11 protein-coding genes are annotated in these 13,289 nt (G+C 57.7%); 5 read left to right on the top strand and 6 right to left on the bottom strand.

Going from position 1 to position 13,289, the window contains the following annotated elements:
* From ERD80_RS04550 to ERD80_RS04535, 4 genes are all read right to left on the bottom strand, one after another.
* The coding region (locus tag ERD80_RS04550; protein ID WP_136545903.1) for an AraC family transcriptional regulator at nucleotides 1–832 on the bottom strand (832 nt) is incomplete at its 3' end.
* 347 nt (nucleotides 833–1,179) lie between these two features.
* Nucleotides 1,180–1,431, bottom strand: coding sequence for a hypothetical protein (locus tag ERD80_RS04545; protein ID WP_136545901.1), 252 nt, complete (start codon nucleotides 1,429–1,431; stop codon nucleotides 1,180–1,182).
* Nucleotides 1,432–1,850: 419 nt separating this feature from the next.
* Nucleotides 1,851–4,244, bottom strand: a complete 2,394-nt coding sequence (locus tag ERD80_RS04540; protein ID WP_136545905.1) for a glycoside hydrolase family 31 protein — start codon at nucleotides 4,242–4,244, stop codon at nucleotides 1,851–1,853.
* A gap of 11 nt (nucleotides 4,245–4,255) precedes the next feature.
* Nucleotides 4,256–5,557 (bottom strand): MFS transporter, encoded by a 1,302-nt coding sequence (locus ERD80_RS04535; RefSeq protein ID WP_058771183.1) that lies wholly within the window; start codon nucleotides 5,555–5,557, stop codon nucleotides 4,256–4,258.
* 364 nt (nucleotides 5,558–5,921) lie between these two features.
* Here ERD80_RS04535 and uxuA point away from each other — a divergent pair, with 364 nt between their 5' ends.
* From uxuA to uxuR, 4 genes are all read left to right on the top strand, one after another.
* Entirely contained in the window at nucleotides 5,922–7,100 is a 1,179-nt protein-coding gene (uxuA, locus tag ERD80_RS04530) for a mannonate dehydratase (RefSeq protein WP_127834229.1), read from the top strand.
* 64 nt (nucleotides 7,101–7,164) lie between these two features.
* On the top strand, nucleotides 7,165–8,646 hold the full coding sequence (locus tag ERD80_RS04525; RefSeq protein ID WP_058774556.1) for a fructuronate reductase: 1,482 nt from the start codon (nucleotides 7,165–7,167) through the stop codon (nucleotides 8,644–8,646).
* On the top strand, nucleotides 8,643–10,061 hold the full coding sequence (gene uxaC / locus ERD80_RS04520) for a glucuronate isomerase (protein ID WP_136545899.1): 1,419 nt from the start codon (nucleotides 8,643–8,645) through the stop codon (nucleotides 10,059–10,061). Before ERD80_RS04525 ends, uxaC begins: the two co-directional genes overlap by 4 nt.
* Before the next feature lie 74 nt (nucleotides 10,062–10,135).
* The gene (gene uxuR / locus ERD80_RS04515; protein ID WP_088517798.1) at nucleotides 10,136–10,912 is read left to right on the top strand and encodes a Uxu operon transcriptional regulator; all 777 of its coding nucleotides are present in this window, start codon (nucleotides 10,136–10,138) and stop codon (nucleotides 10,910–10,912) included.
* Nucleotides 10,913–11,017: 105 nt separating this feature from the next.
* Here the strand turns inward: uxuR and ychF are convergent, their stop codons facing one another.
* Nucleotides 11,018–12,109, bottom strand: a complete 1,092-nt coding sequence (gene ychF, locus ERD80_RS04510) for a redox-regulated ATPase YchF (protein WP_021509931.1) — start codon at nucleotides 12,107–12,109, stop codon at nucleotides 11,018–11,020.
* A 107-nt stretch (nucleotides 12,110–12,216) separates the two neighbouring features.
* Complete coding sequence (gene pth / locus ERD80_RS04505) at nucleotides 12,217–12,804, bottom strand: aminoacyl-tRNA hydrolase (RefSeq protein WP_021509932.1); 588 nt, start codon at nucleotides 12,802–12,804, stop codon at nucleotides 12,217–12,219.
* A 261-nt stretch (nucleotides 12,805–13,065) separates the two neighbouring features.
* Between pth and ychH the strand changes: the two genes are divergently transcribed.
* The coding region (gene ychH, locus ERD80_RS04500; protein WP_136545897.1) for a stress-induced protein YchH at nucleotides 13,066–13,289 on the top strand (224 nt) is incomplete at its 3' end.

Genomic DNA, 13,289 nt, shown 5'->3' with positions numbered 1-13,289 from the left:
ACTTTACCCGCGTGTTCAGCCGCGCTTCTGCCACATAGCGCGCCGGTGAAACGCCGGTTTCGCGGCTGAACACGCGGGTAAAGTTACGCGGGCTCATCGCCACCTGGGCCGCCAGTTTCTCCACCGACAGGTCTTCCGCCAGATGGGCGGCGATCCAGCTCTGCAGCTGAGCAATCGGCCCCGACTCGCTGACGGACTGCAGGTGAAAGCGGCTGAACTGCATCTGGCCGCCGGGACGACGCAGATACATCACCATATCCTGCGCGATGTCGCGCGCCACGCTGAAACCAAAATCTTCCTCTACCAGCGCCAGTGTCAGATCGAAGCCGGAGCTGACGCCGCCAGAGGTCCAGATTGGGCCGTCCTGGATATACAGCGGGCCGCCTTCAACCTGCACGCGCGGATAGCTGGCCTGCAGCGTGTCCAGCAGACGCCAGTGGCTGGTGGCGCGCCGGCCATCCAGCAATCCCGCCTCCGCCAGCAGCATTGCCGCCCCGCAAATCGACACCACGCGGCGCGCCTGCGGGGCAGCCAGCTTAATCCAGTCCACCACCATGTTGCGTTCTTCAGGGTTATCACCGCGGCCGGTAATCATGATGGTGTCCCAGCGTTCGCGCGGATCGAGTTCAGCCAGTTTGAGGTCGGCGAGCAGATTGAGGCCGGACTGGCCGTGGATCACCTGGTGCGGCTGCGTGGTTGCAATGCTGATGCGATAGCGTGCGCCAGCAACGCCAACCGGCAGGTGCAGGTTGGCGTGCATGAGGATGTCGGCGATACCCGCCGCTTCGAACAGCATGCCGCCGTCCGGGACAATAATCAGAAAGGTTTTCATGGCGTAAAATGTACCTGCGCCACGAAAGAAGTCAATGTAGCAAGGGCTATCAGGCGCGCGAGCTGAATACCCGGCCGCGGCCATCAGACGGGGCGCTTCCGGCCTGTTGGTTCAGGCGCTATATTTATATAAAATCATGATGTCGCAAATGATCTTATATCCATCATCGTGCAGTTAAAAATATCTGCAGACTGAAGCGTTGAATGCCAGATTAATCAGGTGTCTGTTATTTTGGAAGTGAAATGCCAGGATGGGTTAAGAGAAACACTGTTTTATAAAGCATTCCTTTGCCAGGCAGTGATAATGACTAGGATAATGAGCAGCTGAGTAAATCAGACTTAAAACCATCAATTATATTCTACCTGCAGAAAAGTCAAACCACGCTCACGGATAATGCGCGCGGTGCCCAGCGCGTAAGGTAATTCACGCGCGGCACCATTAACCTGCAGGGTTTCGCTCTTTTTAATCCCTTCGCGCGTGCAGTTCAGCGAGACGCTGCGCGTCACGGCATAATCACAGGAGGGTTCAACAATCGCGCCGACGAACGTGATTTGACCGTCGGCGGCAAGGGTGGAGTGGCTGGCAAGTAAAGCTATCATCGGTAACAGCAATCTTTTCATCACAGAGGCCCTTTGAGAAGTCGGGAATTACCCGGTTAATGTCGTCTTAATGACTAATAGCGCGCCACAGTTGAATATTGCTTAAACCGCGGCGTTTCCGTGTTGAGGCATAACATTGCGATGGCTTAGCCAGTGCGTCGTCATGTTTTACGCAATCGCCTCAGCAGTAAACGCTTATGCCTGCATTAAGCGCAGCTATTATATTAGTAAGCGACCAGGATTAATCGGGTGAGCAGGGCGGTGAAATAAGCGTATTAAACCGGATAGATTTATTAGCGGGATAACGTCGGGATAGAAAACGGGCAGATATCGTGGTGGTGTAAGCTGCTGAGGGAGAGAAAAGCGGACTGCGATGAAGGTAATCAGGCGCACCCGACATCGGTGCGCTCTTGCTTTTATCAGCTGCGGGAAATCTGCGCCAGCGTCACGTCGGCTGACGCAGCGCCTGCGGCGACACCATCGATAAACAGCGCACGCTGTTCACCGGCGGGCAGGGCAATCTGCAACGTTTGCCATGCCGGCTGATAATCACCCTTGCGCCGCAACGTAAGGTGAATGGCTGTGGCTTCGCAGCGCATTTCCCACTGCAGCCACAGCGCATTGCCCTGCTGATAGCCCCAGGATTCGCCATCATCTTCGAACAGTTCGCCGTGGCTAACGCCTTTGCCCTGCAATGGATAAAGCTGCAGCGTGCGACGATCGTCTGCGGCCGCGTTGACGTGAGCAATACGCTCGCTGAGTGGCAGTGCCGCACCTGCGCGCACCAGCAGCGGCTGCGTTTCCAGGGGCGCAGGCAAGGTGGTCCACTGACCCCCGCTGTACCACTGCTGCGTGGCGAAATCATACCAGCCTGTCTGGTTGTCGGGCAGCCACAGGCGGCGTTCACGCTGGCCGGGTTCCACCACGCTGGCGACCAGCAGATCGCGGCCGAGCAGGAATTCATCACACTCAGCAAAGGTCTGGGCATCGTGTTCATGATCAAGGAACGTCGGGCGCAGCATCGGTTCATCGTCCGCATGCGCCTGCCACAGCAGCGTGTAGAGATACGGCAGCAGGCGATAGCGCAGCGCGATGGCCGCCCGAATCGCGGGCGTGACCGAAGGATACATCCACGGCTCATTCACGGTGTGATCGTCATTCCATGAATGAATGGTGAAGCGCGGATGCATGACGCCATTCTGCACCCAGCGCACAAACAGCTCCGCGTCGGGTTTATCGCCCGAGAAGCCGCCGACGTCGTGACCGACGTTATACAAGCCGGACAGGCTCATGCCAAGGCCCATGCGAATGTTGTAGCGCAGCGAGGTCCAGTTGGTGCGATTATCGCCGCTCCATGTTTGCACGTAGCGCTGCATCCCGGCGCAGCCGGAGCGCGAAATCAGGAACGGTCGCTGTTCGGGGGCAAAGCGCTGTTGCGCTTCCATCGAGGCGCGCATCATCAGCAGCGGCATCACCGGGCGAATATGCTTGATGGCAATCGGCGTGCCGAAGCCGTGACAGCGCGCTTCGCCGTCCCAGACTTCATACTCGTTGTTATCATTCCAGGTGGCGTCGATGCCTTTTTCCAGCAGCTGACGGGTGACGTTCTCCTGCCACCAGGCCACCGTTTGCGGATGGGTGAAATCGAGGTGCGATCCTTCATCATCCCAGAACACCGAGCGCTCTGGCACATCCTCTTCCGAATCGCGGATAAACAGTCCCTGAGCCGCGACTTCTTCATAGCGCGGGTGATCCTGCAGCAGGCAGGGTTTGATGTTGGCCGCCAGGCGCAGGCCGGCATCGTGAAACGCCTGACTCATCGCTTCCGGCTGCGGCACTTTGTCGTAGTTCCAGTTGAACACATAGCGCTTGTTATTGATCGAGGTATAACCCGATGAGAGCTGGAAGGAGTCGCACGGAATAGCGTGCTCTTCGCACAGGCGAATAAAGTTCATCAGCTGGTTTTGCGCATCCGGCGCATCGGTATAATGCATGGTCGAGCCGCTGTAGCCCAGACTCCATTTGGGGCCGAACAGCGTTTTGCCGGTCAGGCGTACGAAGGTTTTGGTAATATCCAGCACCCGCTTACCGACAAACAGGTAGTAATCGATATCGCCGCTCTCCGCCTGCCAGCGGCGATACGGCTGGTGATAGTTATCCAGCTCGTTACCCAGATCGAACCAGCTGGTGCTGAGGTTATCGTAGAACAGGCCAAAGCTGACGTCGTTACGCCGCGTGAGGGTAAAGGGCACATGTTTGTACAGCGGATCGGTGGAGGAGGCGTTGTAGCCCATTGCATCCAGATTACGCATCTCATAGCGTTTGCCGTTGCGTTGCAGATCGCCGGTTTTTTCGCCCAGACCGTAGTAGCGGTCGTCCGCCATGCGGCGCTGATAGTGCGCTACGCCGTCGCCGTGTGCGTTGATCTGATAGGCGCTGGTGGGGCGATCGCCGGTCAGCAGTTGCCAGTCGCCTGCGGCATCACGGTACTGCCACTCCAGCGCCAGTGGCTGACGCACCATCACGCGCAGCGTGTCGGTACTAATAGTCAGACAATCGGCTTCTTCCTCCAGCGTAAAGCCGGGCAGGCTAAACCCGGCCAGGCTGTCGCGCGGACGCCCTTCCCACGGAACATCCTGTTCCGGCGCAATGCTCCAGGTGCGGTCCAGACTGTAGTTGCCGTGGCGCTTGATCACCACGCGGAACAGACCTTTTTCCAGCACGTACAGGCACAGATGGTGTTTGCCATCGACGTTAAGCACCACATGGTGACGATCAGAATGGGCTAAGGACCAGTTTTTTAAGGTTTTCATCATTACCTACTTCATTGGGTCGCTGAACGACGCTCAGCAATAAACGCAATCAGGAAGACTGCACCGATCAGGTCAAAGAAGCCCATGGCGACAAACAGCGGGTTAAAGCCGATTTTGTCAGCCGTCACGCCAATCACCAGCGAAAACAGGAAGCTGGAGATCCAGGCAAACGAGCCGCGCATGCCATTCACCGTGGCCATCTGGCCCTTATCAAATTTTTCCACCACCAGCGCACTTAACATGCAGGAGATGATCTGATGACCAAAACCGCCAATCGAGATCAGGGCAATCGCGACGTAGGGGTCTTTGGTCATCGCCACCAGCGCCAGCGACAGCATCAGAAAGGCGCCGGTGACCGAGCTGGCGACAACGGAATTTACCTGCCTGAAGCCAAACAGCCGGGTATAGATGCGCGTCAGGTAGCCGCTGGCTGCACTGCCGAGATCCGCCGCGAGGAACGGCAGCCAGGCGAACATGGCAATCTGTTTCAGGTCCATTCCCAGGTCTTTTGCCAGATAGAGCGGTACCCAGAAGCTCAGCACGCCCCATGCCGGTTCAGCCATAAAAGCGGGAATGGCGATACCGTAAAAACGCTTGTTTCTTGAGACGGTTTTCAGGGCTTTAAAGAACGGCAGTTTGACCGCCGGTGGCTCATTATCCTGACGAATAAAGGCCAGTTCATCGCTGCTGAGATTCGGGTTACGTTCCGGATCGCGATACAACAGCCACCACAGCACCACCCAGCCCAGAGCCAGACAGCCGGTAAACAGGAATGCGCCCTGCCAGCCGAACGAGGCGTGGGCAAAGTAGATGATGGGAGGTGCCAGCATGGCGCCAATCGAGAAGCCGACGCCGGCCCAGCCGGCCGCGATCGGACGCTCTTTTTTCGGGAACCATTCACCAATCACTTTGGCGTTAGCCGGCGTGGCGGCCGCTTCAGCTCCGCCCATGACAAAGCGCAAGATGGCCAGGTGCAACCAGCTGGCGGCGCCGGCATGGAACAGACAGGCCAGCGCCCAGATGGTGGCGCAGATCAAGAAGCCGAGTTTGAGGCCAATGACATCAATCAGCCAGCCGCAGATCGGTTGAAAGAAGGTATAAGCCAGCTGAAAAGCGCCGACTATCCATGAATATTGTTCTGTGGTGATGCCGAGACTGGTTTTCAGCTCGGGTGCCAGAATGCCTAACGAGTTACGGGTAATGTAGTTGACGGTGACGCCGGCCAGAAACAGCACCAGCACCCACCAGCGCAGATGACGGATGACGCGTTTCGTGCCGGTTGCGGCAATCCCTGGATTCAAACTGCGGTTCATCGGATTCTCCATTCATTATTAACAGCATGTGTGAGCAACGTCTGTGACTGCCTGGCCGGAGGTGGAGTCCATACCGGCCAGCGCATAACCCCTGGCCCTTGATTGCCGGGCGTGGCGTGATGCGTCCTGTTTTAACCATCCGCCGGGAGTGAACCACAGTTAGGCCAGGTGGTCGCCAGCCTGATGCGGTATTTGTGATCTGGTTAACCAAAATCATTTATCAGGTTGACTTCTGCCGGTGAAAAGTCGAATTTGACGCTGTGCAGGCACTTTTTACGACTCAGAAAGCGCTTTGCTTGTAAAATTGGTCAACCAAAATGGAAGGGCTTTGAGGATGATGCTCAGGCCCGCAGGAGAAAACGACATGAAGCAGACCTGGCGCTGGTATGGCCCTGACGATCCCGTTTCACTCGCCGATGCCCGACAGGCGGGCGCTACCGGCATTGTGACTGCCCTGCATCACATCCCGAACGGCGAGGTGTGGCCGGTGGAGGAGATTTTGCAGCGCAAAGCGATGATTGAGGCGGCCGGGCTGGTCTGGTCGGTGGTGGAGAGTGTGCCGATCCATGAGGAGATCAAAACCGGCAGCGGGCAGTGCCAAAAGTGGATCAGCAACTATCAGCAGTCGCTGCGCAATCTGGCGCAATGCGGCATCCACACCGTGTGCTACAACTTCATGCCGATTCTGGACTGGACGCGCACCGATCTGGCGTTCGAGCTGCCGGATGGCGCGAAAGCGCTGCGCTTCGATCAAATTGAATTCGCGGTATTTGAGCTGCATATCCTGCAGCGTCAGGGCGCAGAAAATGATTACAGCGCTGACGAGATAGCCCAGGCCGCTGCGCGCTTCGCCAGCATGAGCGAAGAGCACAAGCTGCGGCTGACGCGTAACATCATCGCCGGATTACCTGGCGCGGAAGAGGGCTACACGCTGGCGCAGTTCCGTGCTCAGCTGGCACGCTATGACGGCATCGACAAAGCCCGGCTGCGCGAAAACTTCGCCACGTTTCTGCGCGGCATTATCCCGGTCGCTGAAGAGGTCGGTATTCGCATGGCGGTACATCCTGACGATCCGCCTCGCCCGATCCTCGGCCTGCCGCGTATCGTTTCCAATGCCGACGACCTGCAGTGGATGATCGACACCATCGACAGCCCGGCCAACGGCTTCACGATGTGTACCGGTTCGTACGGCGTACTGGCGGAAAATGATTTAGCCGGCATGGTGAAACGTTTTGGGCCGCGTATCTATTTTGCCCATCTGCGCTCAACCCGGCGTGAAGCCAACCCCAAAACTTTCCACGAAGCCGCGCACCTTGGCGGTGATGTCGATATGTTTGCGGTGATCAAAGCGATTGCCGAAGAGGAGCAGCGCCGTCGTAATGCGGGGCAGGAAGACCTGATCCCGATGCGGCCCGACCACGGGCATCAGATGCTGGACGATCTGCATAAGAAAACTAACCCGGGTTATTCCGCGATTGGCCGGCTGAAAGGTCTGGCTGAGATTCGTGGCGTTGAGCTGGCGATACACCGCGCCTTTTTCTGACGCCGGTCGTCCTGTACCGCTTGCCCGGCGGACGCGCAGTCGCGCCGGACACTGAGGAGTTCACATGCAACACAACCTTGCCGACGCCAGCATTAAGGTGGCGCGGCCCGCATGGCAGCAGCAGCGGCTGGTGCCGCGCATCGTGCACATCGGCTGCGGTGCGTTTCATCGCGCGCATCAGGCGCTCTATCAGCACCATCTGCTGGAGATAAGCGACAGCGACTGGGGCATTTGCGAGGTCAACCTGATGTCGGCCAGCGGCAGACAGCTGGTGGAGCAACTGCGCGCGCAGAATTTGCTCTACAGCGTCACTGAGCAAGGCGCGACGCGTCATGACGTCAAAATCATTGGTTCCGTGCATTCAGCGCTGCACCCGGCGCTGGACGGTTGTGACGGCATTCTTAACGCGCTTGCCCGCGCGGAAACCGCCATCGTCTCGCTGACGGTAACCGAAAAAGGCTATTGCACTCATGGCGCAACCGGGGAACTGGACAGTACCCATCCGCTGATCGTGCACGATCTGGCCCATCCCCGGCAGCCGAAATCCGCCATTGGCTTTATCGTTGAGGCGCTGCGCTTGCGGCGTGAAGCCGGGTTAGCGCCTTTTACCGTGCTGTCATGCGACAATCTGCGTGATAACGGCCACGTCGCGCGGGCTGCGGTCATCGGTCTGGCACAACGGCAGGATGCGGCGCTGGCGGCATGGATTGAGCAACAGGTCACGTTTCCCTGCACCATGGTTGACCGCATCGTGCCGGCCGTGACGGAAGAGACGCAGCGCGAGATTACCGGGCTGCTGGGCATCGCCGATCCCTGCGGTGTCGCCTGTGAGCCGTTTCGTCAGTGGGTGATCGAAGATAACTTCGTGGCGGGACGTCCCGACTGGCAGCGCGTTGGTGCGCAATTTGTTCCGGATGTCGCCCCCTACGAGTTGATGAAACTGCGTCTGCTGAATGGCACACACTCGTTTCTGGCGTATCTCGGCTACCTTGGGGGTTGTGAAACTATCGCTGATACTATGCAGCTGCCCGCTTACCGTCAGGCCGCGCTGTCGCTGATGCTGACTGAACAGCGTGCCACGCTGACGATGCCGGCAGGCAGCGATCTGAACGCATATGCACATCAACTGCTTGAGCGCTTCAGTAATCCGTCGCTGCGCCATCGCACGGCGCAAATTGCCAGCGATGGCAGTCAGAAACTGCCACAGCGCATGCTGGATTCGCTGCGTTATCATCTGCACCACGGCAGTGACTGCCGGCATCTGCTGCTCGGCATCGCGGGCTGGATGCGTTATATCCTCGGCGAAGACGAAAAGGGCGAGCGCTACCCGGTGGCTGACCCGCTGGTCGCTAAGTTTGAGCGGATTAATCAGCAGTTCCCTTCAGGGCCCGCCCGCGTGCAGGCGCTGCTGGGCATTAACGAGATTTTCGCGGACGACTTACCCGCCAATCCGGCCTTTGTTGCCGCCCTGCAACACACCTATGACCGCCTGTGCCAGCAGGGTGCCAGAGCCGCGGTTGCATCCCTCAATCCGGAGGCCAAATGAAGCGTTTTATGGATGACGATTTTCTGTTGCACAGCGAGGTGGCGCGTCGCCTGTATCACGACGTGGCGGCGGGGATGCCGATCTATGATTATCACTGCCACCTCAATCCGCAGGAGATTGCAGAAGACCGGCAGTTTGCCAACCTCGGGCAAATCTGGCTGGAGGGCGATCACTACAAATGGCGCGCACTGCGCGCGGCGGGCGTAGAGGAATCATTGATCACCGGTAACACCACCAGCGATTACGATAAATACCTCGCCTGGGCGCAGACCGTGCCGAAAACGCTCGGCAATCCGCTCTATCACTGGACGCATCTGGAGCTGCGCCGGCCGTTTGGCATCACTGACACGCTGTTTGGACCGGAAACCGCACCGCGCATCTGGCATGAGTGTGCAGAGAAGCTGGCCACCCCTGAATTTTCCGCGCGCGATATTATGCGCCAGATGAATGTCCGCATGGTGGGCACCACCGATGATCCGGTTGACTCCCTGCAGTATCATCGTCAGATAGCTGAAGACAGCAGCTTTGATATTGAGGTGGCACCGAGCTGGCGTCCGGACCGGGTTTTTAAGATTGAACTGGAAGGATTCACCGATTACCTGACCCGGCTGGAAGCCGCCGCAGATGTCAGTATCGACAGCTTTGATGCGCTGCGTGTGGCGTTACTGCGCCGACTGGACCACTTTTCCGCCCATGGCTGCCGCGCCGCCGACCATGGCATTGAAACGCTGCGCTATGCTGCGGTGCCAGCCGACAGCGTGCTGGATGGCATTCTCGCCAGACGTCGCAGCGGTATGGCGCTGAGCGAGCTGGAGATTGCGCAGTTCAGTACCGCTGTGCTGGTGTGGCTGGGCGCGGAGTATGCCCGCCGTGGCTGGGCGATGCAGTTACACATCGGTGCAATCCGCAATAACAGCACGCGCATGTTCCGTCAGCTCGGCCCGGACAGCGGTTTCGACTCCATCGGCGACCATCCTATTGCCTGGCCGCTGGCGCGCCTGCTGGACGCGATGGACACCAATGACCAGCTGCCAAAAACCATTCTTTACTGCCTCAATCCGCGTGACAACGAAGTGCTGGCTACCATGGCGGGTAACTTTCAGGGCGCAGGGATGGCGGGCAAGATGCAGTTCGGCTCTGGCTGGTGGTTCAACGATCAGCGTGACGGGATGCTGCGGCAATTAGAGCAGCTGGCGCAGATGGGGCTGCTCAGCCAGTTCGTTGGCATGCTGACTGATTCGCGGAGTTTTCTCTCATATACGCGGCACGAATACTTCCGCCGCATTCTGTGCAATCTGTTTGGCGAGTGGGTGCGTGACGGCATCGTGCCGCACGATGAAGCCGCGCTGGGCGCGATGTTGCAGGATATCTGCTTCCATAACGCCCGACGCTACTTCAGCCTTAACCCACGGTGAAAATCACGCCCTGTGTTATAGTGCAGGGTAGAAAATTTGGCGGCCTAATGTCTGAACCAGCAGAAAAGAGCGTTATGAAACCACAAGCTTCAGCACAGCGACCCTATCAGGAAGTGGGCGAGATGCTTCGCAACATGATCACGCAGAAACAGTACGCAATTGGCGAGCGGTTGCCGCCGGAGCGTGAACTGGCGATGCTGCTAAACGTCACGCGCACGCTGGTGCGTGAGGCGCTGATTATGCTGGAGCTGGAAGGGTTGATTGAAGTGCGGCGTGGCGCAGGCATTTATGTGATCAACGACACGCCGGCACCGCGTGCCGCTGCGCAAACCGCCTGCAATGCGGCCGGTCCGTTTGAGATGCTGCAGGCCCGCCAGCTGCTGGAGAGTAATATCGCCGAATTCGCTGCGTTACAGGCGACGCGCGAAGACATTATCAAAATGCGTCAGGCGCTGGCGCTGGAAGAGAGTGAGCTGGCGTCAGGCGCGGTAAACGACAGTGAAAACGGCGATCGTAATTTCCATCTGGCGATTGCCGAAGCCACGCATAACAGCATGCTGGTGGAGCTGTTCAAACAATCCTGGCAGTGGCGCGAAGACAACGTGATGTGGAGCCAGCTGCACCGGCATCTGATCAACACCAACTACCGCAAAAAGTGGCTCGACGATCATAAAAAGATCCTCGCCGCCTTAATCAAGAAAGACGCGCGCGCCGCGAAACAGGCGATGTGGCAGCACCTGGAAAACGTCAAGCAGCTGCTGCTGGAGTTCTCCGATGTGGACGACATCGATTTCGACGGCTATCTGTTTGAGTCATGGCCGCTGTATGCCACTAACGGATCGGATAATTAGCCTGGCGACAGGGCTTCAGCTATAAAAAAATCCACGCTATTGCGTGGATTTTATTTTTTCCGGGTTCATGAGATAAGTGGAACCTCATGACACCCTGGAAGCCAATCAGACGTTAAACAGGAAGTTCATCACATCGCCATCTTTCACGATGTACTCTTTACCTTCTGAACGCATTTTGCCGGCTTCTTTCGCGCCTTGTTCACCTTTGTATGTGATGAAATCTTCGAACGCGATGGTCTGAGCGCGGATAAAGCCTTTTTCGAAGTCGGTGTGGATTTTACCGGCTGCCTGCGGTGCGGTGGCGCCAACCGGGATGGTCCAGGCACGCACTTCTTTCACGCCTGCGGTGAAGTAAGTCTGCAGGTTGAGCAGGGCGTAACCGGCGCGGATCACGCGGTTGAGGCCCGGCTCTTCCAGGCCCAGTTCGGCCATGAATTCGTCGCGCTCTTCATCTTCCAGCTCGGCGATATCCGATTCCACTGCCGCACAGACCGGCACCACCACTGAGCCTTCGGCTTCAGCAATCGCGCGCACCTGGTCGAGATACGGGTTGTTCTCGAAACCGTCTTCATTGACGTTGGCGATGTACATGGTCGGCTTCAGCGTCAGGAAGCTGAGATAGCGGATCGCCGCTTTCTCATCGGCGTCCAGCGCCAGCGAGCGCAGCATACCGGCGTTTTCCAGATGCGGCAGGCACTTCTCCAGCGCGGCCAGTTCCGCCTTAGCATCTTTGTCGCCGCCTTTGGCTTTCTTCTGGCAGCGCTGAATGGCTCGTTCGCAGGTGTCGAGATCCGACAGCGCCAGCTCGGTGTTGATGACATCAATATCTTCCGCCGGGTTTACTTTACCGGAGACGTGGATGATGTTGTCGTTTTCAAAGCAGCGCACTACGTGGCCGATGGCTTCAGTTTCGCGGATGTTGGTCAGGAACTGGTTGCCCAGGCCTTCACCTTTGGACGCGCCTTTTACCAGACCGGCGATGTCCACGAACTCCATGGTGGTTGGCACCACGCGCTGTGGCTTAACAATCTCGCTCAGCTGATCGAGGCGCAGGTCAGGCATCGGCACCACGCCGGTGTTGGGTTCGATGGTGCAGAACGGAAAGTTGGCTGCTTCGATACCCGCTTTGGTCAGCGCGTTGAACAGGGTGGATTTACCGACGTTCGGCAGGCCCACAATACCGCATTTAAATCCCATGATCTTACCTTTCTCACTGAGTGTGCAGCGCTGGCAGACAGCGCCGACTGATTCAAAAATTTTCGCGCATTATACACAGAATTCCCTGCGGCGGCGCGGGAATTGGCTTAGCTGGCTTTGAAGGCGTGCAGGCGGTTCATCGCCTTGATCTTGTCTTCTTTTAGCCACAGTTCGGTGCAGCGCACCGCTTCGTCGACCGCCTCGTCAATCAGCTTCTGCTCGCTGGCCGGTGCCTTGCCGAGCACAAATCCGGTGACCTTGTTACGATCGCCCGGATGGCCGATACCGACGCGCAGGCGATGAAAATTGTTGTTATTACCGAGCTTGCTGATGATGTCTTTCAGGCCGTTATGACCGCCATGGCCGCCGCCCTGTTTGAATTTCGCCACGCCTGGCGGCAGGTCCATTTCATCGTGTGCCACCAGAATCTCTTCCGGCGTAATGCGATAGAACGTTGCCATCGCCGCCACCGCTTTGCCGCTCAGGTTCATAAAGGTAGTGGGCACCAACAGGCGCACATCCTCGCCGGCCAGCGACAGGCGCGCGGTGTAGCCGAAAAACTTCGGCTCCTCTTTGAGGGACTGATTATGGCGCGAGCAAAGTAAATCCACATACCAGGCGCCAGCGTTATGGCGCGTTGCCGCGTATTCAGCGCCGGGATTGGCCAGCCCCACAATCAGTTTAATGCTGCTCACGATGTTTATCCTGTCTCGCTGCGAAAGGGCGATAGTTTACTGCCTGCCGGCAGGGATGACAAAGGGCGCAATGACAGATTAATGACCAAAGGTGACTAATCAATTTCTATCGAAATCAAGGCGCTGGCGGTAAAGTTTTGTCAGACATTGTGAAGGATGTGTGATCCTGTACGCATCTTAACCGCCAGCCATTGCCTAAACTTATGGCCAGTTAACCAAACGTGCTGTTTTCTGCGTTGCTGAAAAGGATGGAGGTGAATCATGAAACGTCAACACTGCCGCACCGTCGGTAATGGTTTGATGTGTCTCGGCTTGTTAACCATGGTGCTCGGGGTGGGTTATTCCATCATTAACCAGCTGCCGTCGGTCAACCTGCCACAGTTCCTCGCGCATGGAGCGATGTTCAGTATTTTCGTGGGTGCGCTACTGTGGCTGGTCGGCGCACGCGTCAGCGGGCGGGAGAGGGTGGAAGACCGCTATTACTG

Source organism: Pantoea sp. R102 (genome assembly GCF_004916815.1).
In the GTDB taxonomy this organism is placed as follows: Bacteria; Pseudomonadota; Gammaproteobacteria; order Enterobacterales; family Enterobacteriaceae; genus Pantoea; species Pantoea dispersa.
Note: the sequence above shows the minus strand (reverse complement) of the source record. Positions and strands in the feature narration are given on the sequence as shown.